This window comes from Rhodococcus sp. 05-2254-2, from assembly GCF_002259095.1.
Classification (GTDB): domain Bacteria; phylum Actinomycetota; class Actinomycetes; order Mycobacteriales; family Mycobacteriaceae; genus Rhodococcoides.
Window position 1 is genome coordinate 285,528 of the sequence record NZ_NOZJ01000021.1, and the last position, 21,469, is coordinate 306,996.

The 21,469-nt window shown below is 63.1% G+C and carries 22 protein-coding genes; 4 read left to right on the forward strand and 18 right to left on the reverse strand.

Annotated elements, in window-relative coordinates; genetic code table 11:
* Positions 1–3: 3 nt before the first annotated feature.
* From CH283_RS24175 to CH283_RS24195, 5 genes are all read right to left on the reverse strand, one after another.
* Positions 4–840, reverse strand: coding sequence for an SDR family oxidoreductase (locus CH283_RS24175; RefSeq protein WP_032364247.1), 837 nt, complete (start codon positions 838–840; stop codon positions 4–6).
* 396 nt (positions 841–1,236) lie between these two features.
* Complete coding sequence (locus CH283_RS24180; protein WP_032370982.1) at positions 1,237–1,977, reverse strand: transglutaminase-like domain-containing protein; 741 nt, start codon at positions 1,975–1,977, stop codon at positions 1,237–1,239.
* 69 nt (positions 1,978–2,046) lie between these two features.
* Positions 2,047–3,255, reverse strand: coding sequence for an NAD(P)/FAD-dependent oxidoreductase (locus CH283_RS24185; protein WP_032370840.1), 1,209 nt, complete (start codon positions 3,253–3,255; stop codon positions 2,047–2,049).
* Positions 3,252–4,640 (reverse strand): cytochrome P450, encoded by a 1,389-nt coding sequence (locus tag CH283_RS24190; RefSeq protein WP_032364182.1) that lies wholly within the window; start codon positions 4,638–4,640, stop codon positions 3,252–3,254. Before CH283_RS24190 ends, CH283_RS24185 begins: the two co-directional genes overlap by 4 nt.
* A gap of 24 nt (positions 4,641–4,664) precedes the next feature.
* Entirely contained in the window at positions 4,665–4,985 is a 321-nt protein-coding gene (locus tag CH283_RS24195) for a 2Fe-2S iron-sulfur cluster-binding protein (RefSeq protein ID WP_024793405.1), read from the reverse strand.
* A gap of 109 nt (positions 4,986–5,094) precedes the next feature.
* Here CH283_RS24195 and CH283_RS24200 point away from each other — a divergent pair, with 109 nt between their 5' ends.
* Positions 5,095–6,123, forward strand: coding sequence for a helix-turn-helix domain-containing protein (locus tag CH283_RS24200; protein ID WP_052047647.1), 1,029 nt, complete (start codon positions 5,095–5,097; stop codon positions 6,121–6,123).
* Positions 6,124–6,260: 137 nt separating this feature from the next.
* Here the strand turns inward: CH283_RS24200 and CH283_RS24205 are convergent, their stop codons facing one another.
* The 5 genes from CH283_RS24205 to CH283_RS24225 all read right to left on the reverse strand — a co-directional run bounded on the left by CH283_RS24205 (position 6,261) and on the right by CH283_RS24225 (position 12,620).
* On the reverse strand, positions 6,261–7,004 hold the full coding sequence (locus tag CH283_RS24205; protein WP_230591063.1) for a recombinase: 744 nt from the start codon (positions 7,002–7,004) through the stop codon (positions 6,261–6,263).
* A gap of 368 nt (positions 7,005–7,372) precedes the next feature.
* Positions 7,373–8,539 carry a site-specific integrase gene (locus tag CH283_RS24210; protein WP_032364181.1) on the reverse strand — a complete coding sequence of 389 codons (1,167 nt, stop codon included), beginning with the start codon at positions 8,537–8,539 and terminating at the stop codon, positions 7,373–7,375.
* A gap of 190 nt (positions 8,540–8,729) precedes the next feature.
* On the reverse strand, positions 8,730–9,971 hold the full coding sequence (locus CH283_RS24215) for a TniQ family protein (protein ID WP_052047645.1): 1,242 nt from the start codon (positions 9,969–9,971) through the stop codon (positions 8,730–8,732).
* Complete coding sequence (locus CH283_RS24220; protein ID WP_230074848.1) at positions 9,968–10,933, reverse strand: TniB family NTP-binding protein; 966 nt, start codon at positions 10,931–10,933, stop codon at positions 9,968–9,970. Before CH283_RS24220 ends, CH283_RS24215 begins: the two co-directional genes overlap by 4 nt.
* Positions 10,934–10,937: 4 nt before the next feature.
* Entirely contained in the window at positions 10,938–12,620 is a 1,683-nt protein-coding gene (locus tag CH283_RS24225; protein ID WP_032389201.1) for a Mu transposase C-terminal domain-containing protein, read from the reverse strand.
* 103 nt (positions 12,621–12,723) lie between these two features.
* On the opposite strand from CH283_RS24225, the gene CH283_RS24230 reads away from it, so the two are divergent.
* Together CH283_RS24230 and CH283_RS24235 are read left to right on the forward strand one after the other, a co-directional pair.
* The gene (locus CH283_RS24230; RefSeq protein WP_094639484.1) at positions 12,724–13,308 is read left to right on the forward strand and encodes a recombinase family protein; all 585 of its coding nucleotides are present in this window, start codon (positions 12,724–12,726) and stop codon (positions 13,306–13,308) included.
* A gap of 14 nt (positions 13,309–13,322) precedes the next feature.
* The gene (locus tag CH283_RS24235; RefSeq protein ID WP_052061463.1) at positions 13,323–13,760 is read left to right on the forward strand and encodes a DUF6924 domain-containing protein; all 438 of its coding nucleotides are present in this window, start codon (positions 13,323–13,325) and stop codon (positions 13,758–13,760) included.
* A gap of 1,133 nt (positions 13,761–14,893) precedes the next feature.
* Here CH283_RS24235 and CH283_RS24240 read toward each other — a convergent pair.
* Positions 14,894–15,925: a hypothetical protein gene (locus CH283_RS24240; protein ID WP_032400205.1), complete on the reverse strand. Its 1,032-nt coding sequence runs from the start codon at positions 15,923–15,925 to the stop codon at positions 14,894–14,896.
* Between the two features lie 134 nt (positions 15,926–16,059).
* Positions 16,060–16,704: a hypothetical protein gene (locus tag CH283_RS24245; RefSeq protein WP_094639485.1), complete on the reverse strand. Its 645-nt coding sequence runs from the start codon at positions 16,702–16,704 to the stop codon at positions 16,060–16,062.
* Positions 16,705–17,352: 648 nt separating this feature from the next.
* Here CH283_RS24245 and CH283_RS24250 point away from each other — a divergent pair.
* Positions 17,353–17,580, forward strand: a complete 228-nt coding sequence (locus tag CH283_RS24250; RefSeq protein ID WP_032400203.1) for a hypothetical protein — start codon at positions 17,353–17,355, stop codon at positions 17,578–17,580.
* On the opposite strand, the gene CH283_RS24255 is transcribed toward CH283_RS24250, so the two are convergent.
* The 6 genes from CH283_RS24255 to CH283_RS24275 form a co-directional block, all read right to left on the reverse strand.
* A complete protein-coding gene (locus CH283_RS24255) occupies positions 17,556–18,830 on the reverse strand; it encodes a hypothetical protein (RefSeq protein ID WP_141215153.1) in 1,275 nt (424 codons plus the stop codon). The two genes, CH283_RS24250 and CH283_RS24255, sit on opposite strands and share 25 nt — an antisense overlap.
* Positions 18,831–18,955: 125 nt before the next feature.
* A complete protein-coding gene (locus CH283_RS24260; RefSeq protein ID WP_032400201.1) occupies positions 18,956–19,303 on the reverse strand; it encodes a helix-turn-helix domain-containing protein in 348 nt (115 codons plus the stop codon).
* A complete protein-coding gene (locus CH283_RS28915) occupies positions 19,303–19,845 on the reverse strand; it encodes a tyrosine-type recombinase/integrase (RefSeq protein WP_255183324.1) in 543 nt (180 codons plus the stop codon). Before CH283_RS28915 ends, CH283_RS24260 begins: the two co-directional genes overlap by 1 nt.
* On the reverse strand, positions 19,842–20,435 hold the full coding sequence (locus CH283_RS28920; RefSeq protein WP_230593440.1) for a hypothetical protein: 594 nt from the start codon (positions 20,433–20,435) through the stop codon (positions 19,842–19,844). The genes CH283_RS28915 and CH283_RS28920 overlap by 4 nt, the downstream gene beginning before the upstream one ends.
* A gap of 77 nt (positions 20,436–20,512) precedes the next feature.
* Entirely contained in the window at positions 20,513–20,977 is a 465-nt protein-coding gene (locus CH283_RS24270) for a VOC family protein (protein WP_052047650.1), read from the reverse strand.
* A gap of 148 nt (positions 20,978–21,125) precedes the next feature.
* Complete coding sequence (locus CH283_RS24275) at positions 21,126–21,449, reverse strand: hypothetical protein (RefSeq protein WP_037190622.1); 324 nt, start codon at positions 21,447–21,449, stop codon at positions 21,126–21,128.
* Positions 21,450–21,469 lie beyond the last annotated feature (20 nt).

The following is a 21,469-nucleotide window of genomic DNA, read 5'->3' on the forward strand; positions in this document are numbered from 1 at the left end:
TGCTCAGCTGTTCTGGATTCTGTCGAGATACGTTCGGCGAGCAGTCATGTCGACGTCCGCGAGGAACACCGAATCTGTGTTCAGGGCCGCACCCAGTCCGGTCGCCAGCCGCCGGGGGACGAATTTCACCGCCGCGACCATTGCGCCTGCGAGACGGGTGACGCGGACGAAGGGGCGTGGATTCTCGATCAGATCTGCTGTCGCGCGGGCGATTTCCTCCGGCTCGGCGTTGCGTAATCCCTTTGCGCCGGCGGTTCCGGCGACGAGTTCGGTGTTGGTGAACGTCGGGCGGACTGTGGACAGTCGAACCCCTGACTTGCGGTACTCCAGTCGTGCGGCCTCTGTGAATCCGATGACTGCGAACTTGGTAGCGCAGTAGGTCGCCAAACCAGGTACCGCGAGCTCGCCGGCCAATGACGCAGTGTTGATGATGTGTCCGGTGCGGCGCGGCAGCATGCGCTGAAGAGCCAGTTTGGTCCCGAAGATGACACCCAGGACGTTGATCTCGACTTGACGCCGGGTTACTGCATCGTCCTCTTCGTGGGCGTGGCCGGTAGGCATGATGCCCGCGTTGTTGATCAGGATGTCGAGGGGTCCGAGTTCACGTTCGACCAGGTCCAGAAACGTTGTGAACGAGTCAGGTTCGGTGACGTCGAGTCGGGTGACGACCTTCACCCCGAGTTCGGCGGCGGCCTCCTTCGCACGTGCCTCGTCGATGTCGCCGATGGCGACCCGGTGGCCTCGTCGAATCAACTCCTTCGCTGTCTGATAGCCGATGCCGCGAGCTCCACCTGTGATCGCCACGGTCCTGGCGGGGGTGTGAGGTGCGTTGTTTGTCATCTGCTGCGCTCCTTGCATAGATGAGAGACATCGGTAGACGCCTGTCGGCCCGCTCTCGCGGTAGCGGCTGCGCACACGGGAGAGGGATATGGGTATCGCGCGTCGTCTCGTGCCCGGGGAGGCGTTCGGATCGGTCGTTCATCGCCCGCAGCCGCAATTCCAGCGGCAGAGCGAGTCTCGTCTGTTCGGTGCAACTTCCGGTGTCGGCCTTACCACGGCCGCGGCGACGAGACAGTCATGTGGCACAGCTCTGCCAGCAGGTATCGGCTCACCCGATTCGAAGGTGTCCGAGGCGGTCCGAGTGTTCACGATCGCGATTGTTCGCGGAGAGAGCTCCGACCGATCGGCAGTCGGCCGCGATACGGGGTTCGGCGCGTATGTTCTCACCGCTTGTGTTCATCGAGACTCCCGCGGAAGGTTTCGATCCCCGGGAGTTTCGTCCGGCCGGGTGCGGCCGGTGAAAACATCATCGAGTGGGTGAGCGCCCGTGAAGATCGTGGGGCCGTAGGCGTGCCGAAGCACCGTCAAGATCGCGTTCAAGGGTAGGTCGTCGAAGACTCCTCGCTCGCGGACATACTCCATGTGCTGGGCTCCGTCTGCGGTGAAGGCATGCATGAGAGCATCGCGATCGCCGTCGAATTCCACTGGCGGCACGCCGAAACGAGCGCACAACTCGACATTGAATGCCGGCGTGGCCTTCAACCACCGGCCCTCGATGTAGAGGCGACTGTAGCCGTGGTAGACGAACAGGTCGGTGCCGCCCATCAGCGTGCGCAACGTCTCGGTCTGCAGGTGATTTCGGACGTCGGCGAAGCCGAGCAGTGCTGGGATACCCGCCGCCCGGCACACTGCGGTCAACAGCACCGCCTTCGGGACGCAGTAAGCGCGCCCGGCCTCGAGGACGAAGCTCGCTCGATAGTGGGCCGGATCGTCCGACACGGTGTATGGGTCGTACCAGATTCGGTCGCGGACGGCGGCGAAGAGGCGTCTGGCCTTGTCACGGTCGCTGCTCGCATCTCCGATTGCCGCGGCGGTGAACGCCCGCACGGATTCGTGCTCGATGTCGAGGAAGTCCGTTGCTCCCAGGTATGCGTGTGGTGGCTGCGTAGTATGTGCTCCGGGCGGGCGGTCTGTCATGGTCATCGCTGATGTTCCCTTCTCTGAGCAAACCGGTTGCTGTTGTGTGCACAACGACCGAAGGATCGGTCAGTTGCGCGCGAGTCCGCCGAGCATCAGGTCTTCGCGTTGGACGGGGAGTCGCTGGGCGATCACCCGTTTGCTGTACATGAACTCGCGCGGGCGACCTATGCAGTCGGCGGCAATGAGCTCACCGGCCTGGAGATAGAAGCAACTGAAATCACTGTCGCGGGTGGGGTCACCGCTGAGAACCACTTCGTCGTATCCAGTGTTGAGGCCGGCGATCTGCAGCTTGAAGTGATACTGATCCGACCAGAACCACGGCAACGCTTCGATTTTTCTGGACTTCCCGCAGGCGGTCGACGCAGCGACTTTGGCCTGCTCTCCTGCGCTCGAGACGGACTCCAACCGTAGTCGACGGCCGTAACGGGCCATGTCGTGGCTCGCGCAGTCCCCCGCCGCCATGATGTCGGGGTCGTTGGTCCGAGTGTGATCGTCGATCACGATGCCGTTGTCGATGACAAGACCCGCATCGGCGGCGAGGTCGGTGTTCGGCTCGACGCCGACACCGACGATGACCAGATCTGCGGGGATCGATTCTCCGCTGGCCAAGGTGATTTCACGAACCTCACGGTCACCGGACAGGCCCTGAACCATCGCGTTCGTTCTGATGTCGACTCCCTGTTCGCGATGTATCCGCTCGAAGAACGTCGATACCTCGGGAGCAGTGACCCGCTCGAGCACACGCCCAGTTGCCTCGAGGACTGTGACCTGTACGCCCAGTGCGCGCAGCGATGCCGCTGTCTCGAGTCCGATGTAGCCGCCTCCGACGATCACCACCCGCTGGCCAGGGCCGGTGGCCATACGTATCCTCTCGACGTCCGCTGCGGTGCGCAGGTAGTAGACCCCGTGGAGATCGGCCCCGGGAACGGTGAGCCGACGAGGGCGGGCTCCCGTGCACAGCGCGAGCTTGTCGTAGGCCAGCTTCTCCCCGGTGTCGAGAACGACGTTGCCTTCCGACCGAACGATGGTCTCCACCTGCGCGTTCAGGAGCTGAATACCTTGCTTGGAGTAGAAGTCCGTGCTGCGAATGGCGATATCGTCGAGTACGCATTTGCCCGCCAGGTATGCCTTCGACAGCGGGGGGCGTTGATAGGGAGCGGCAGACTCGTTACCGATGAGGACGATGTCGCCTGTCCAACCTTCTTGGCGCAAACTAGCTGCCAGTTGTGCCCCAGCATGGCTTGCGCCGACGATGATCGCCCGTTGCGATGTCATACGCTGGAAGTAGGCGTCAGGCGCACCATCATCTTGCTGATGCCCCGCACGAAATTCGACTGAACATACTCGGGGTCGCCGACGACCTCGATGTTCTCGAAGCGGGGAAGCAACTCCTCCCACAGAATCCGCAGCTGCATTTCGGCCAGCCGATTGCCCATACACCGGTGCACACCGAATCCGAACGCGATGTGATTGCGCGCATTGGCACGATCGATGATGAAATCATCAGGATTCTCGAAAACGCGTTCGTCGCGGTTACCCGAGGCATACCACATCACCAATTTGTCACCCTTGCGGATGAATTGTCCGTTCAGAACGGTGTCGGCTTTGGCGATTCGGCGCATGTACGCCAAGGGTGTTTGCCATCGGATGATTTCCGAGTTCATGTTGGGGATCAAATCGGGATTGGCCTTCAATTTCTCGAACTGGTCGGGGAATTGGTTCAACGCAAGAACGCCACCGCTCATCGAGTTTCGCGTGGTGTCGTTGCCACCGACGATCAGCAGGACGAGGTTGCCCAGAAATTCCATCGGACGATCGATCAGATCCTTGGTGTCCTCGTTGCTCTGCAACATGGTGATCAGATCGAAACCGGACTCTTCCCCTGCAGACCTCCTGGCTGCTTTGTCATGCCAGAGAGCGCTGAGGCCACGGGCCATGTCACGCATGCCTTCGAACACCTCGTCGTTGTCCGAGGGCCCACCGTTGGCTTGCTCCATCGAGGTTGCCAAATCGGACCAGTAGACGAGTTTGCGGCGTTGTTCGTAGGGGAAATCCAGAAGAGTTGCGAGCATCCGAGCTGTCAACTCGATCGAGACATTCTGCACCCAGTCGAACGGCTCGTTCAAGGGGAGGTCGTCCAATACCTCCCGTACGCGCGATCGGATCAGTCCCTCCATCTCCCGGAGGTTCTTCGGTGCGACAACCCCCTGGACGGCAGCGCGCTGCTTGTCGTGGTGTGGTGGGTCCATCGCGATGAACATCTCGATATCGAGAAACCGGGGCGGAACGCCGATGACGATGAACGGTTCGGCCGAGAACACAGCGTGATTCTTGTCGACGGCCACGATATCGGCATGGCGCGTGACCGACCAGAACGGGCCGAACGGACTATTGGGTTGGTAGTGCACCGGTGCCTCGTTCCGCACGCGCTCGAAGTACGACTGCCACCGCCCTTGTCTGTAAAGAAAGGGGTTACTGAGGTCGATGTCGGCGAGCTCGACATCCTCGACCGGTGGGATGGGACTTTCGACGAAGATCTTCTTGCCATTCGTGCCAGTCACCCACCGTCGGGTCTTGTCGTACAAATGAGCGCCCTGGATCTGCAGCCCTATCGGGATGGTCGACTGGACCTTGTCGGCGATCGACTCAGAAACTTTCATGCTGTCGTGCCTGCCTTTCGCACATCACAATTGGAATTCAGGTGTTCGAACGATCAGGCCATCCCACGCTTCCGAGGCCACCATCTGGCACGACAACCGAGACGTGGGTTCACGCTCGGGGTTCATCGCCAGCATCTCCTCCTCGTCGGCGCCGGACAGACCCACCTCTCCTGACCACTGCGGGTCGACGATCACATGGCAGGTGCCACAGGCCGTTTCGCCCCCACAGTCTCCATCGATCCCCGGCACAGCATTGTCGGTTGCAATCTGCATCAGCGAGCGACCTTCGACCAGAGCCGCCTCGTGCTTCTCACCATCGTGGGCGACGAAAATTACAGCTGCCATGTCAACTCCTCGTTTTCCGGCGTGATTGACGAAAGTGTCGTCGCAAACGCGGGTGACGGCTATGTTCGGTGGAGTCATAAACTTGTGAATTCGGGTCAAAGGGGTCACCGTGAAGCTGAGCGACGAGGGCGTGCCACCGCTTGCGTTCGTTCAGTTGCTCGAACGCCGCGCACTCGACCCTGACGCCGCCGCGCGGCTTCGTGTGATCATGCACCGCGAAGGAACCAGTGAAGCGACGCTCATTCAGCATGACGTTCAGGCACCGATACGGTGGTTTCGGGAGGTCTATCCCGAACTCGATATCGCCCAGGCCACTCGACTCGGATTTGCGTTTGCCGAGCAGGCCCAGTTGACATCGTTCGGGCCTCTGAGTTCACCTTTGATCAGCGCTGGTTCGGTCGCCGAGATCGTCGATCTCCTGACATACCTACCATTGATCTCCACGGCGTTGAAGTCGCAGTTCCACACCGGCGACTACGGTCTGATCGTCGGGCTCACTGCGCACACAGGCGATTCCGCACTGGACTGCTTGGTCATCACCTACGGTGGGTCGGCGTTACTACGACTGCTGGACATGCTCGCCGGTGACATATCGCCGGTGACACTCCATCTGAGCTGGCCGGAGCCGGCCGAGGTGAGCCACGACGAAGGTCCGGGGGCGAATCGCCGGTTCTTCGACGCTCCGATTTCCTTCGTCCACGTACCCGAGGAGACCCTCAACAAGGCTTGTCGCTTCTCGGACCCCCTCGCATATCGTCTCGCTATCGCTGATCTGCAGCGAACACTCGCCCAGCGGAGTGGGTCCATGTCATCCGCCGAGAAGGTGAGGCAACAGTTGGAAAAGGACCTCGGACAGCGAACCAACCATGATGTTGCACAAGCATTGTCGATGTCGAGTAGCACGTTGAAACGGCGGCTTGCCGAAGAAGGAACCACCTATAGCAAGGTGCGCCACTCGCTGCTGTACGAGCGCGCGATGCTACGGCTCCTCGACCGATCGGTTTCGGTCAGCGAGATCGCTACCGAACTCGGATACAGCGACCTCGCCAACTTCTCTCACGCCTTCAAACGCTGGACCGGACGCTCTCCGAAAGATTTCCGAAATCCCCGACTCTCAGACGACCCGGATTCGACGTAGACCCCGCAGAACGGGGTCGAGATCGATGCCTCGTTCGTTCGCGGCCTGATCGATCTTCATCTCGGAGATTTCTGAGACGTCACCGCCTCCCTGCCGTGAGAAGAAGAGTGTGTGCAAACCCGAGTACCAACCACTAGTCACTCGACGGTGTCGGCCGGCACGCGTGCGGTCTCCGATTCGAGAAAGTCGACGAGAGCTTCCAACAGGCTGTCCGCGCGGGTTTCGACATCGGCCAGGACAGAGTCCACGTCGTCGAGAAGACCGTGGGCGTGTCTACGCGCAAGCGTTCCGCGTTCGTAGTAGCCGGGGTCGAGTAGAACCCGCGGTACTGGATCCGGTGCCGCGATCTGCTCCGGATGTTGTGACCGCGCAGTGGGCTGCAGGTGGGTGGGTGCCCTTCCGTCCCAGTGCATTCGCACGATGCCCGCTACCGCACGGGCGGTCAGCGGGGTCGCAGCCAACGGGGTGTGGCCCCACCGGTCGATCGCAGTCGACAGCGGATGTTGACCGGCCGGGTCGAAATACCGGTCGTATCCGCCGAGCCCGGTGCCGTCCACGGCATCGAAAGCGTCGGCGAGCATTCGGGTGCTCGGATACCGGGCCTGATGGCCGAGCACCTCACACCAGCGCTGGTACACCGTGCGCGGAGAAATGCCCGTCCCCGCCAGCGCGAGGGAGGTGAGGGTATGAACGCCGCGGCCTGTCTCGATGCGAAGGGCGTCGAGACCCGCATCGGCGGTGACATCGCATGCCCGCAGGGCCGCGATCTGCGTGTACGGCAGACCTGTCGTAGCGAGCGTGAGGATCAGCGCGTCTCTGCGCGCGAACAACGCTGACGGCCAACCGTATTCGGGGAGTCGGGCGATGATTCCGCCGATCACGGCTGCCACCTCCTGCAGGCGCGACGTGCGGGCCCCATCCAGCGCAGCCCGGACGGTCTCAGCGCGCCCTGGAGGAGGTAATAGATGCCGATGATGAGCGGAGTCGATCACCGCGATCCGGCGGCGTTGGGTCGTCGGCGCGGCGGGGTGCGCATACAGGAACCGAGCAAGTGACTCAGGAGAGGCCGCCAATGGGGGTTCGCCATGGGCGGTGCACCAGTCCTCGAACAGTGACCACGTGTGCCGATCCCGCCTCGGTATCGACGTGTTCGTGATGTCCGATGCACGTATCGGACAAGGGCGGTCGTCGTGGTCAGCATCTACCCCTGTCGTCCCGTCGCCGCTCACTGGTTCGGTCGGGTGCCTGGTCATAGGCCGAGCTCGGTGACGGCGTTGCCGACCAGTGGCGCATTCTCGTGAGCGTATGTTTCGACCATTGCGGGTGTGGTGTGCCCGGTTTGGCGCATGATCGCATGCGCGTCGGCACCGTTGCGGAAGGCCTGCGTGACGAAGCCGGAACGGAGGGAATGCCCGCCGAGCTGGGCGACGGTGTCGGGGCCGTATCCAGCTCGAGTAGCGCGGCGGCGGATCGCCGCGTGCACCGCGGCTCCGGACAGGGCTGTGTCGGAGAGGTTGCCGTTCTTGCGGACGGACCGAAACAGAGGGGACCGTTTCTCGACTACAGGAAGGGTGCCGCGGCAGATATGGGAGTCGAATTCCACTGCGCGGGAAAGTATTCGGATGACAGCAACTCTGCCGCCGGTGTCGAACGCTGCGACGATCTGCAGCCATCGCACCCACGCGCAGACCGGACATGACTCGTGGCGGTCGGTGAACGGGAGTGCTTTCACGGTTCCGGTGCCGTCCTGGTCGGTCTTCGATTTGCGGATACGTACGTGCGCGCCGTCGAGGCGGTCGCGGTGGACATCGCGGCATTCGAGCGCTACGAGTTCGCTGCGGCGGAATGCGCCGGTGTAGCCCATCAGGAGCAGCGCAGTGTCGCGGCGTTCGAGGACCTCCGACGCCCACCCGGCCCCACCTCGACGCGCGTAATCGACGATCGTAGTGATGTCGGAGGTCAGCAGCGGTGCGCGCGGGTTACGGGGCCGCTCCCCCGCAGACGCGTAATCCCGCCGAATACCCGAGAGAGTGGCGCGCACCATCTCGTGCCCGCACGGGTTGTCGTAGCCGGTAGCGCGGTGGCGGTCCGCGACCGCCGCGATCCATTTGCCGAACGTCGACGGCGCATACGCCCGCGTCCCGTCGACGGTGAGCGTGTCGGCAGCCGCAACGAGATAGGCCGCCACCGTAGCGGGATGCGCCGGCAACGCGTGGTGCCCGGCGACGGTGCACCAGGTCTCGAAGCGTCGCCACGCCGAATCGTAGGCGCGGCGGGTAGCACCGGACCGTGCCGACGCCATCGACCGTTCGATCCGAGCGGCGACCTCGCCCGACAGGTCCGGAAACACCTCCGCACTCCTCACCGGGACGACTGAATCCGTGTCCAGGACCTCACCTAGCTGCCGATCTGCCATGACAGGGACTGTAGCGAGCACCCCCGACAGCTCTTTCGAGTTGAAACGCGCTGAGCAGGGATTTAGACGAAGACGGTGCGGGAACGGAAATTCTCGTCGGTCACCGCACACAGACCGTGGGTGACTACAGGAGGCGATTGATTCCCGCGTAAAAGCGGGCGTAGAAAAACGTGGGGTGATCATGCGCGCTTCAGTCCCAGTCCAGTCGGATGCCGAGCTCGACGAAGGCATAGGCCAGCTCATCGATGTCTTCTTCGGTGCGGCAACCCGTTCTCGCCAATCCGAACAGAGATCGGGCGGCGTCGCTGTCGACGCGGGCGGCGGCGACAGCGGCATCGATCGCCGCAATCACACCGTCCCAAGCGCTGCGGGCGGGTACCGGACTGCGAGACCTTGTCGGAGCGGTCCCCGGATCGACCGGCTCGTACCGTCGCGGCCGCAGCAAGCAGGCATCAGCACCGCTCGCGGCCATCTCATCGTTCTCCACCGCGATGATCGCGGTCGCGGCGGCAAACAAAACCTTCGCTTGCTCGTCCCACCGCAGTTGCTCGAACGGAACCCATGATGTCCGGAGCGGGCGAGAATGGCCGGTGGACTTCCAGATCGCGCTCAGTGGCTTCGCCCACCATCCGGTGCGGACCAGCGGCGTCGATACCTCGTCGACGACGGTACGCAGCAGCCTGAACCACACTGCGGCATGAACACGGCCCGCGCCGAGCTCGACCGACCCGCTCGTCAATGCGGCGGCGGTGCGCCGGTCGATTTCTGCGACGACTGCCGGTACCGGTATCGGTGATGCGTGATCGTCCGAGCCTGCTGGTGTCCTCTCCCAGAAGACCAGCCTGCCGGGTACGACACTGCAGAATTCCAGTCGACAGTGATGTTTCGTGCAGCTGGTCAGCATCGGGTACTGATGAGCCATCATGACCGCGATATCGGCGTCTGTGTCGAGGTCGTCGATACACAAGGGACATGCCCGCGTATCGAGCTTGCTCACCCAGGGAAGCCACATGCCGGCGGGCGGTGCGCGTCGACGTCGATCTGCCATCGCCAGACCCGCCGGTAGTAGGACAGAGAACTGATGGGCGTAGGTGTCGAAGTCACATTCGGCGGGGTCGGTGCTGTCGAGGAGCCAGGGCGTGCACCCCGCTAGCGTCATCTCACGCAGCCGTTCCGCCGCACAGGTGCTCCTCTGGGCGAGGGCGTCCAGCACCGGCTCGGGTGTGTAGCGGTCCAGGTCCACGCCCGGACTCTCGAAGCCGAGCCCGTCGAGAAGGTCCGCTGTATTGATCAACGAATACAGTGCGCTGGTCCGGGCCAGCCACGACATCAGAGTCTCACCAGGTAGTGGTTGCGGGTGAAGGGGCCACCGCGGATACGCACTGTGGGCGAGCGCTGTGTGCGCTGCAGGGGCATCGGATGGAATTGTCATGCCAGGTGCCGCTCGAAGTGGCGGCGGCGTTCGGTAGGCCCGGAGTAGACGGTCTGCGTCAACACCTGTGAGGTGATCGCTTCCTCTCCGGCCTCTAATGCGGTCACTGCGGCCGCGGTCAACAGCGTGGCCAGTTCGCCGATGGTGCCCTCACACCGGGTGAGGAGGTAGTCGGTCATCTCCGCCGATGTCAGATGCGAGGGCGCACGCAATGGGAAGCTGGCGGTGAAACTCGCCAGCAGGGAGCGGGTGTCGGTGTCGTTGGTCCAGATCGGCAGCGTCATGGGGTGAAAACGGTTCTCCAACTGCCCATCGCTGCGGATAGCGAGGTACGCCTCTCGGGTACCGACTCCGACGAGAGGGATCCGCAGCTCGTTGCCAAGAAACCGCAACAGGTTCAGAAATTCTCGGCGCACGTTGTCGCGGCCGGCAAGAACATTGTGGAGCTCGTCGATGATCAGCATCCGCACCCCGGTCGCTCGCAGCAGCGTAACCGCTTGCTGTTCGAGTTCGTGAACGCGGCTTCGCGGGCGCATCGGCGTTCCGAGTGCCGCGAGCATCGCCAGGTAGAACCGTCCGGGTGCTGGGTCCGGGGGCATCTGCATACACAGCACCGGTATCTGCTCACGGTCGGGCAAGGTGACCGCAGGGTGCGCACGCCGGAACTTCTCGATGATCATCGACTTGCCGTTGTTCGTCGGTCCGATCAGAAGCAGGTTCGGCATTCGTTGCCGATCCGGCCACCCCAGCAACGTCTCGAGGTGCTCGATCACCGACCGTGCACGCGGATACCCGATCCACCGTTCCGTGCGAATGTGCCTGATGCGTTGCGCGGCAGGGAGAACCGCGATCGGTCTGACCGAACTGCGCAGATGGTTGAGGTCCGCACTACCGGGGTCGATGTCTTGGCAGCTACGGTCGTCGCCGTCGCCTGCGGGCGTGATTCGGGGGTCGTTGTTCACCGTTTCACCATTCTTCGATGTCGTCGAAGATCGGAACCGACACGTCGTCGGTGCCTGGGCCAAGCTCGGGCGGGCCCATCGCGTTCGGTGATGTCACGACGCTGCTCAGGTGCGCACGACGACTGCGGTTACGTCGAGCCCGTCTGGTGTCCTTCTGCGCCGATGTTGCGATCTCTCGCATCTTGTCGATCATCGAGAACAAGGCGTGTTCGTCGATATGTGCTCGGCCGTGTTCGCGCAGTCGTGTCACTGCTGCGCGATGTTCCCACAAGGTCACCGCTGGATGTGACATCGTTCGATACGGCACCTCGATGTATCCGCCGCCGCTGTCGGGGTCCAGGACCCACACCCTGCTCAGATCTCGTGGGTCCCGGCGGATCACAAACTGGCCCAGGGTCTCTCGTCGGGCGATCCACGGTTTCAGAGCGTTCGCGAAGTACTGGATGTGGTCGATGACGAACCCCGTCCGCGTCAGGCGACGGCGGATGACGGGAAGGAAGTCCACCAGGAATGCGGTCTCGTCCACCACCGTCGAGCTCGCCAGAGCACTGTCAGCGTCGGTGCTGCTGGTCCACCGCGCAGCCGGGCTCTGCCGGAGGCCGGTGTGCACCTCTGCGTGATACGCCGCGACCGCCAGGACCAGCCAGCGTTCCAGTTCTCGTAACGTCAACGCCGCCTTACTATCCGAGTCGTAGCTGCCCCGCTGAGTTGGGTTCGAGAATGTGGTGCCGGGGAGTTCGTGGACCTGGGTCATGACGGTGCCGATGATGCGTTCGACGATCCCGCCGTAATGCGGCCTGCCGGGTGGGCGGTAGCCGAGGTCGATGCCGTGTTGCTCGCAACCGCGCTGGAGCGCTTCACTTTTGAACTCGGAAGCGTTGTCGATGTACAGGCGGTGCGGCTTTCCGGCCATCGGCCACCGCACATCCGCGCCGAGGCCCAGAGAGTCGATCCATACGCTTTTGTCCGAGCACACCCGGCCCAGACACAACCCGACCGACACTGCGGACGGCGGATCGAGAGTTACCACGAACCCAGGTATGCAGCGGCTGAGGACATCGATGGCAATCGTGAGATAAGGACGTCCGATCGGCGCCCGGTCGTATTCGTCGACGATCATCAGATCGACCACGGTGTGATCGATCTGTACTTGCTGGAGAACGGCCGTCACCGGCGGCGGGACATCGCCCGCGGATTGCCGCGACCTGGCGGCGTCCGGTCCGCCACGTGAGCGTGCGACACGGCCCGGGTGCATTGCTGCGATCCGGGCATTGACTGTGTTGCGGGCTGGGATCGGGAGTCCGGCGCGGTGACAGGCCTGCGCGATACGACGATGTAGTGCAGCGACACTGAGTTTCTGACGAGCCAGGAATTCACGGTTGATGTGCTCGGTGATCACGTCTTCCACCTCGTCTGGCACGCGGGAGCGTCCACGTCCGCCTGCGGGCGCGGAGACCAGTAGATCGGTAACCGCCCCTTCCCCATTCCGGAGTATGGACAGCAGCGCGTACACCCGCCGGGGCGAGACACTCAACTGTTGCGCTGCATCCTCGACCGCGGAGGTACCGATCGCGGATCGATTCATCAGCTCGTTGAGCACTGCGAACCGTGCCCGTGCCTGCTCCCACTGCTCGGCCGACGCGGTCAAGACACCAGCCTCGACGACGTCGAACTTCTCCGCATCCATTGCAGCCTCCGAACACCCGACCCAGGTGACCGATTGTGCAGTCCACTTCTGCACTCAGAATGTCAGAAGACCACTGCAATCGGAGGTGAAACCCCAGGAAAACATGACGCCCACTTCTGAAACTGACAACGGATACGCAAGGGTCTCGACCGCCGAACAGAACCTTGATTTGCAGAGCGACGCTCTGAGCGCTTTCGGCTGCGAACGCATCTTCACCGACACCGCGAGCGGATACACCACCACCCGGCCGGCACTGACGGAGCTGCTCGAGATCCTGCTGCCCGGTGACGTGCTCACTGTCTGGCGACTCGACCGGCTCGGCCGCAACCTCCCTCATTTGATCGAACTCATTGCAGACCTTAAGGCCAGGGGGGTGGCATTCGCGTCGGTCACCGAGCAGATCGACACCACCACCGCCGGCGGAGAACTCGTCTTCCACATCTTCGGCGCACTCGCCAGCTTCGAACGCCAACTACTCCGCGAACGCACACACGCAGGCCTCGCCGCCGCCCGCGAACGAGGAAAGGTCGGCGGCCGCCCGCCCGCACTTACTGTCACCAAAAAGCGGGAAGCAACTCGAATGCGCAATCAGGGCAACACAATCGGCGACATCGCAGACGCACTCGGCGTCAGTAAACGCACCCTATACCGCCACTTCACGAACACAGCCCATCGGTCCCCGAATTGAACTACCATCGAGAAATGTCGCCGAATCTTCCTCAAGGACAGTCGATCTTGGTCCGGACAGACTTCACCGACGACGCTGCATGGCGCGCGCTGCTGCAGGACGCGCAGGCTGTTCACACGGATACAGCCGGGTTCGATGCACAGGCGGTGCTCACACCGGTGGACAACCGCGACTTCGACGGTTGGACAGTCGCTATGCTGCTCGACCTCGACGTCGACAGTGGGTACCTGTTTGTTGCTGACGCGCGGACCTTCGCGGATCCGGAACGGCCCATTCTTGTGCTGGACACAGACCAGGTGGAAGACAGCGATCCCGAAGAGCCGACCAGTTTCCGGGTGGTCCCCGACCAGCTCGCCTCCGTTGAGAACAATCTGTCGATCGCCAATTTGGGCTTCATCGACTATGCCGAAAGTGCTGGTGCGGACGGAGTGTTCCGTGGGCTGCCGTCGTAGGAGCAGGTGAAGTCACCGGCTGCAGTCCCCGTCCATTCGTCGCGTACCTACACCACGTACTGGAACTCAGGATCGTCGTAGATTTGCAAAGTGCGCCCGGGACACCGCTCCGAAAACTGCCAGGAGGGACGGCCTCGTTAGAGCACAGCAGTGGACACCAACTAGGCACCGTATGCACTTCGTCTACCAAAGCTGCATGATGCACGAGCTGCGCATCCGAACTCTGAGCTGGGGATTAATAGCCCCGGTGATTGTGAAGGTTCGAAACTGCGTCTACAGTTGGACTTAGGCAAACAGTGGACACAAGCCCACAAAGGGCGACTACCAAGGTGCTCTAACACCCAGATAGCCGCCCCTTGCCCGAGGTCTCCTCTTGTCAGCGCCGGCGGGTCAAGCTAGCAGCCAACTGGAGTCCTAGAGCCAGCAGCTCGATCACCAGTAACACGGTGGTCGAGCTGTTGCCGTATACAAGCAGCATTGCTACCCCTCGCATACACATCGCACCCTGCGTACACGCAGTCGCAACGCTCTCGGCCCGCGAAGGCCTCGGTTCTTCAGGTGGATCAGGCGTCGAAGCCATCACCGCCCCCTTTCCTGTTGCACCCGACGGACGGTCCGACGGGAGGGCAATCCCCGGTGGGAGGACTGCCGAAAGGGAAGGCGCATCATCGCGCCTAGGGGGCAAAGAGGGCGGGAGGTTCGTCCCACCGATCCACTTTCGCTATTCAATTGGAACTACGTGATACCAACGCTACGAACCACAAGATGTCGCGTTCAGGACCACGCCCTCATACTACTGGGTGGCTGCGACAGCATGGGCACGATGACACCCCTAAAAGGCCTCTGATTGCTCCACAGGCGCATTTTTTCGGCGTGTCGCGAAATTGAACCACCGATCGAGTCACGATGTCAGAACAGTCTTCATGCGGAACCTGTTATTCAGCTGCGCTCGCGATCTCAAAGAACAGATGCAGGGTTCGCAAGGACGATGTAGCACCCGACGAGACGACTCAGTAAATGTCGGCACGGTCGGAAACCGCTGTGCGCAGGATGCGTGGCGCTGTTGTCTTGGCCGACCGAGCAACGACCCGCGTCGGCGGTCTCGATGCTCGTCGGGACGGTTGGTCAGGTCTTCACCAGCCCCCAGGGTGCCCCAGTTCTGCACTCTGTTCGCGCAGACGGTTCGTCATGATCCGTCTCGTGCTGTTGGACAGACGCTTTCGACCAAGACTGCTGAAGGTCGCCTCCAATTCTGCGCTCGTCTCGCGCCACTGCTCAGCGGCAGCCGAAGCGTATTTAGGGATTGTCTTACTCAACCGCTCCCGTACCCGCACGCTCGGATTGGCTCCTTTGAACAGGTCGTTAAAGTGAAGCTCGTTCCGAACCTCGAGCAGCGCATCCTCGTCGACATCGCCAGCAAACTGACGTCCAGTCTCGATCACGAAAAACCCGAGTTGCTTGGCCATCCAGTAAGTCGTCGGGTGGGTTTTCCTGCATACCAGGATCGGTAAGATGAGCTGGTCAGGACGGCTATTTTGTAAACGGCTTGCCTTACCGAGTAGCTGGTACAGCTCAACGGAATTGGGATAGATCCAGCCGCGAATGTTCTTGACCTCGATGAGCACCGTCACCGGCGACATAGGTAGTCCATTTTTCAATGGCACCATGAACCCCGCGCTATCGACTGGCCCGCTGAGCTGCACACCCAGCAGTGTCGATGCTTCTCCGGCACCAGGAACCGCGGGCTGTAGCGCACCGGACTCAATCACAGCGAGTCGAACGGCTGTCTCTCCGGCTGGGCCGATCAAGCCCTGCGGATAGCGTTTAGTGCCCTGTGCCCATCCCTGATACCGCGAGTACAGCAGCCGCTTCCGGGCAGCCGACCGATCAATTTTCGTTGCTCGTCGACGCCGGTCAACGGGCTGAATGGTGGCAATCTGCCTGCGGCCGCGGGTTGCCCGGCCTTCTTCCCAGACGATCTCCTCATCGCGCTTTAGCTGTTGCAGTGCTGTCGTGATGTGGTGGGGGTCGACGTTGCCGGCCGAACCCGCCCAATTGGCCTCGGCGATCCGGCTCTCCAACTCGGAATGGACCACCGCGTGGTGGTCCGCCAGGACGGCCCGGACGCGCTCCACAGCGAGCTCGACGTACTCGGACTTGTCCACACGTCGAGTATCGCAAAATTACGTTTCACCGCATCCAAGACGCCATATATAGAAGTTATTGTGGGTGACGCGGTGGAGCGGGCACGAGACGATGCTCGATTCGGCCTGATTCGCCAGCTCACGGGCCCAGCAGATCAGAGATGGCTCGACCGACACGTGGCCTTTAGCTCCTCAAGCTCTTCCCACTGCCGACCCGTCGCCAAAAGCTCGTCGGTGAAGGCTTCAGCTGCGTCGGCGGGCAACCAATCGTAGAACGCAAGGACATCGTCCTGGTACGCCGAGACCAACGGAACTACCGCAATACCTTCAGCGATGTTCTGCTCGATGTAGGCCCACGCGGGCGACGACCAATTGGACCACTTCAACATGGGTTCCGCCATGAGCGTCACTTCATGCCGCAGATCGCCGGACCCCTCGCCGACAGGCCATTTGAGGGAGGCATTCAACGTCGGAACACTGTAGTGGCAGCAGTAGTTTCGGAGGTCCTGGAGGAACTTGTACTCCGGCTTATCGAAGTGCAACTTCGTCTTCTCGGCGCACTCTTTCTTGGCCCACCGCGCTGGCTCGCCGCCGGCCTTTTCGCTCAGTTTCGTGATGTTGGCCCGGGTGGTGTCTACCAACGCGGACCGAGCCAAGCAGTAGTTGATCAACAACCGCACAGTCTCCTGAACGAACTCACCTGTCATCTTCTCGCTGATATTCGTATAGTCCTCGACGTACAAGTGCTCCCGCAGCTCATAAGCGTTGCGTTCCAACACTTCCTGCATGGAGGCGACCACTTTGAGACCCACCTGAAATCGGAAACCCGGAGTCAAACGAACCGCTTTGTCTGCGTCAGCGCAGCGGTTGCACACGGAAGACGCCAAGACAAGGCTCCTAACTCGATCATGTTGTAGTCCAACCAGAGTAGCTGCACCAGCAAACCCATAAAGCGATGTCGGAGCGGTGCTCAACCCAGGTCTCGCCTCCACCAACCAGCGCTACCGCGACACCGAGCGTTGCCGGTCTCCGTCGCTCCCGCACAATCACGTTGCGAGCTCCGCGGCCGCGAAGTGGCCACGTCGGCGGCGTCGACCAGCGATCGGTGTTCCGCCTTCGGCGGTGCCGGCCACCCTGCGGGCGTCCCCCGAACCGAGCTCCGCTGCGCTCCGCACCGCGAAAAAGCATTCGATTTCTTGTCGCACATCTGGCTCCCGGCGATACTGCATCACCCGTGCCCGCCGCCTCAACCCCTCGCTCCGCTGCGCTACGGCCCATGGCTCCGAACACTTTTCGTCCCGCACTCGCTGCGCTCCCACGAAAACTGTCCAGCCGCGGCGTTGCCCCGTCGTCCACGTGCGCTGCTGTCTCTCCTCACGCCAGATGACGGCGAAAAGAAATTGGCAACAGCAGGCCGGGGGACCGGTCACGAGGGAGAGGGGCCAGTCATGGCATCACGAACCAAGACCAGCGCAGCGGACAAAGCCGAAGCACGCCGCGAGCTGGCGGCATCACTGCACACCTCGATCACCGAGAAGGTAGCCGAGCTGACCAGCTCCGACACGTGGCGCGCCTACCTCGACCACGTGGCCTCCTTCCACTCCTACAGCACTGGCAGGGTTGCCGTATTCGACCCTGCGAATAGCGAGACTCAGGAGTGGCGGTCGGCGGCGTAGTTCGCCCATTGGCCGCTGGCTCGGAGCGTGTGCTGCGCGACGGTGTGTGCGTTCAGACCCAGCATCGCGGCGAGTGCGCTCGGTGGGAGCTCTCGGGTGAGGTGGGCGATGGCGGACAGTCTCAGGGCCTGCGGACTGATACCGATGCGACGCAACCGGTTACCGAGCGCCGTCGCCGTGAGTGGTATGTCAGCACGGTGACCGGGGAAGAGCCATGTCTGAGGTATCTGCTCGGCGGTTCCTGCGCGTCGTGGTCGGGGTAGTTGCAGTGCGATCTGGGCGAACGGATCCGGTAGCAGAAGCGTGTCGGCGCTGCCGAGCCGCAGTTCCACCCCGGCGTCGGTTTCGGTGACGTGGGCAGTGGTGAGTCCGGCGATACGGGTCAGTGGTTGGGCGAACAGCGCGATCAAGGCGCCGGCGAGCCGGTCGGCGGGGTCCAGAGACTCGTCGTGGACGAGGCGTCGGCAGATCTGCCACCTCTCGTCGTCGTCGGTGGGGACTTCCGCTCGGCCTCGGTAGCTCGAGGGGAGGGTGAGTGTGCGGGGTAGGTGCCGGTTGCGTCGTGCCCACGTCAGGAAGGACCGCACGCGCCAGTGGGCGGCTCCAGGCGCGCTGAACCAGGTGTCGATGTCGTGTTGTGTGCACTCGCCGAGCTCTGTCGAGCGCTGCTGCAGCAAGTCGAGGAACAGTGCCGATTGGCGAATCTGTGAGCGAGCGTTCTGGGCGCCGACATGGCCTTCCCGCTTCTCGGTCGCCGCGCGCAATCTGGGGAGTACGGCCCACTGTGTCCACCGGGTCAGGAGTGCGCGGTGGTTCGGGGTCAGGCTGCTCAGTAGTTGGGGGAGTTGGGCTTCGAGGCGGCGCAGGCTGCGGTCGAGGTCCGGGCCGAGGATGCCGGTGGCGACGAGGAGTGAGCGCAGGTGCTCGACCGACTTCGGGTGCGGGAGGGTGTCGAACGAGGTGTGTGTGAGGGCTGTGCTTCCGTCCTGGATGGAGAGCAGCAGGGGTGTGGTGCGGATCAGCCACCGGCGGGTGGTGACGGGTTCGGCGTGCAGGAGCGGCTGCCGCAGCGGTGCGAGGGGGCCGTCGGCATGAGGAGGGATTATCGCGTCGAGGCGGCGGGTCAGTGTGCACCGGTGACAGAGGGTGTCGCCTTCGGCGCCGGTGAGAGCTGATCCTGTTGCATCGCAACAGGTGCAGGTGCGACGCGCCTTCTGGCGGCACCACCGGCAGGTGTCGGCGTCGTCCAACAGTTTGTCCGGCTTTCTGCAGCCGGCGCACGTACCGCGGTGCTGCGTGGCTCGTTTTCTGCAGCGGTCGCACACCGTCATGCCGCGAACCTCGGCGGTGGTGCAGATGCGACACCGTCCTGCGATCACTGTCGCCGGATGTCGGCGCGTCGTGGTGTGCGGGTCTTGGCGCGGGTGGTCGCGGCAGCGGTGTCGGGGCGGTGTGTCGATGTTCCGGTCGCGGTCCCTGTGGCGGGTTCGGCGATCGGTTCGATGAGGTCGTTGGGTGTGCAGGTGAGGATGTCGCACAGTGCCATCAGCGTGCGCAGGCTCAGACGTTCGGGTGTCCCGGTGACCAGGCGATACACCTGTGCTTCGGAGAGTGTGATGCCCCGTTCGGCGAGGAGGGGTCCGAGTCCGGTGGTCGCGAAGATGCCCTGGTCGGCCAGGAGGCGGCGCAGATGCCACTGGTAGTTCAGCTGCGGGTGCGGCATCAGTTCTCCTCGTCGGTGCTCGCGGTGGTGAACGCCCGACTCAGTGCTCGTCGGAGGGCGTTGTTCTTGTAATCGGTGCCGACGCTGGTGTAGATCGCGGTGGTCGATCCCCAGGAGTGTCCGAGTTGTTGTTGGACGAAGAGGTGATCGAACCCGTCCTCGAGCAGATGTGTCGCATACGAGTGGCGCAGACAGTGCGGGCCGAGGTGCTTCTCGAGCCCGACGGCGTCGCGGTACTCGGCGAACCGTTGGGAGATCGACACCGCTCCCACCCGTGCGCTGCGCTCGGTGGGCCAGAGGGCGAGTTGGTCGGAGTCGTAGAGGGGCCGGATCTCGGTGACCCACTCGTCGACGGCCTCGGCGGCCCATTCCATGGTGGTCAGGACCGTGCGGCGCCGCGGCGGTCCGCCGGAGAGGGCTTTGCCGTGGCGCACCGACAGCGCCCCGTAGCGGCCGAACTCGGTGGCCGCGGGGTTGGCGGTCCAGTCGACGGTGTCGAGCATCGAGGCCTCCCGGCGGCGTAGGCCCCAGGCGTAGATCACCTTGAACAGCGTGGCGTCGCGATAGCTCGCCAGCCATCCTTTGCGGCCGGAGGCGCGCCGACCCGGTTCACCCGGGTGTCGCAGTAGTCGAAGAACGCCTGCAGCTCGTCGCGGGTCAGCGGCCGATTGCCGGGTCGCCCTTCATAGTCGCTGCGGTGCACGACCATGTTCCACTCGTGGAAGATCTGCACCGGGTGCACCCCGAAGTGCCGCTCACAGACCTCGTGCCACCGGTAGCGGACGTCGGAGATGTAGCTGCAGAAAAGCGATGCCGCCATCTGATACAGCCGCACCGTCGAATGCGCGGCTCCCGACTCCACCAGATGCGTCGTCCACTCCTCGACGTCCGCCGACGACCACTGCCACGGGTAGTCGTTGGTGAAGACCACCAACCGGCGCACGATCTGTGTCCGCCGCTCGATGGTCAGGTTCGCGAGCATCCGCGAGCGCTGCTGTTGCTCCCACCCTTCGATCATCGCCGCGAGCACGGTCTCCTCGGGCGCGAGCAGCGACAGACCGTCTCGCATCAGGTGATCTGCCGACCCCCCGGCGCGAGAAGCGCCGGACCCGACGGTATCCATGGCCGACATCGCATGAACGTATCATGCATCCAATGCAAGTTTCGTGATGACGCCGATGGATGCGTGGTGATCAACGGCTCCGCCGGTCAGGAAGTGGTGACAGCGTCACCGTCACCGTCGACGACCGGGCTTTCGGTCCGAATAGTGTTCGTGGAGAACGTGAGCAGGTTCCCATCGCCGTCGACGGTCGCGAATTCCGTCGTCCCCCAGTCCGTCGCGACGGGGTGGCCGGCGTCTGCCGGGTGCAGAACGCCCGCGCGCGAGAGTTCGTCGTACAGTTCCGTGATCTCGTCGACGGTGATGCGGCAACTGGCCGTTCCGGCGAGGAAGGTCTCCGCTCCGCTGCACACCGGCCACGGCGCAGGGTCGGTGCGGGTGGTCCAGCTGTCGTCGTCGGAGGCCCACAGGTGGATCTCGACGTCGTCTCGAGTGAGCTTGGCGAAGGTGGGATCGGAGTACTGCGCCGTGAAGCCGAAGGCGCGGGTGTAGACGGCGATCGCGGTCTCGATGTGCCGTACCGGCAGCGCGGGGACCGCTCTGGACATAGCCATGGGCAACACTAACGCCGGCGAACGCCACGAGGGAGTGAACGCTGCCGTGCCTTAGGGGAGTGCGTGCAGGTCGAGGTTCACTGGTCGCCGCGCGGGCGCTACCGCTCAGTGTTCGACCGGGGCGGCGGGACGCGACCCTTCGCTGCGTTCATCGTTGCAGCGCTTCGCCTTTCGATTGCAGCGACGCGGCGAGTTGGTCGACGGTCGGCAGACCCGCCAGGCCGCGGTCGGTCGAGTAGACGCGGCAGGCGAGTTCGGTCAGTTGCACGGCATCGTCGAAGGCATCGACGCCGTCGACAAGGATGGTCGGTGAGCCGGCGAAGGCCGACGCCGCTGCCTCGGCGTCGGACGAGATCAGCCGGTGACCGATCTCGATGTCCGACTGTCCGATCAGGCTGGCCGCAGCGCGAACCCGGTCCGCAGCTTCCTGCCAGTTCGGGCACCCGTCGAAGTACAAGATTTCCACCTTCATACGAGCGAGTCTGCCCTCGA

What these genes read in the sequence shown, in the direction of transcription:
- CH283_RS24215 (WP_052047645.1), bottom strand. Translation starts at nt 9,971, where the DNA reads ATGACAATTCCATCCGATGCCCCTGCAGCGCACACAGCGCTCGCCCAC.
- CH283_RS28920 (WP_230593440.1), bottom strand. Translation starts at nt 20,435, where the DNA reads ATGTCGGCCATGGATACCGTCGGGTCCGGCGCTTCTCGCGCCGGGGGG.
- CH283_RS24225 (WP_032389201.1), bottom strand. Translation starts at nt 12,620, where the DNA reads ATGGATGCGGAGAAGTTCGACGTCGTCGAGGCTGGTGTCTTGACCGCG.
- CH283_RS24210 (WP_032364181.1), bottom strand. Translation starts at nt 8,539, where the DNA reads ATGGCAGATCGGCAGCTAGGTGAGGTCCTGGACACGGATTCAGTCGTC.
- CH283_RS24180 (WP_032370982.1), bottom strand. Translation starts at nt 1,977, where the DNA reads ATGACAGACCGCCCGCCCGGAGCACATACTACGCAGCCACCACACGCA.
- CH283_RS24270 (WP_052047650.1), bottom strand. Translation starts at nt 20,977, where the DNA reads ATGGCTATGTCCAGAGCGGTCCCCGCGCTGCCGGTACGGCACATCGAG.
- CH283_RS24275 (WP_037190622.1), bottom strand. Translation starts at nt 21,449, where the DNA reads ATGAAGGTGGAAATCTTGTACTTCGACGGGTGCCCGAACTGGCAGGAA.
- CH283_RS24260 (WP_032400201.1), bottom strand. Translation starts at nt 19,303, where the DNA reads ATGCCGCACCCGCAGCTGAACTACCAGTGGCATCTGCGCCGCCTCCTG.
- CH283_RS24190 (WP_032364182.1), bottom strand. Translation starts at nt 4,640, where the DNA reads ATGAAAGTTTCTGAGTCGATCGCCGACAAGGTCCAGTCGACCATCCCG.
- CH283_RS24175 (WP_032364247.1), bottom strand. Translation starts at nt 840, where the DNA reads ATGACAAACAACGCACCTCACACCCCCGCCAGGACCGTGGCGATCACA.
- CH283_RS24235 (WP_052061463.1), top strand. Translation starts at nt 13,323, where the DNA reads ATGTCGCCGAATCTTCCTCAAGGACAGTCGATCTTGGTCCGGACAGAC.
- CH283_RS24250 (WP_032400203.1), top strand. Translation starts at nt 17,353, where the DNA reads ATGGCATCACGAACCAAGACCAGCGCAGCGGACAAAGCCGAAGCACGC.
- CH283_RS24195 (WP_024793405.1), bottom strand. Translation starts at nt 4,985, where the DNA reads ATGGCAGCTGTAATTTTCGTCGCCCACGATGGTGAGAAGCACGAGGCG.
- CH283_RS24185 (WP_032370840.1), bottom strand. Translation starts at nt 3,255, where the DNA reads ATGACATCGCAACGGGCGATCATCGTCGGCGCAAGCCATGCTGGGGCA.
- CH283_RS24230 (WP_094639484.1), top strand. Translation starts at nt 12,724, where the DNA reads ATGACGCCCACTTCTGAAACTGACAACGGATACGCAAGGGTCTCGACC.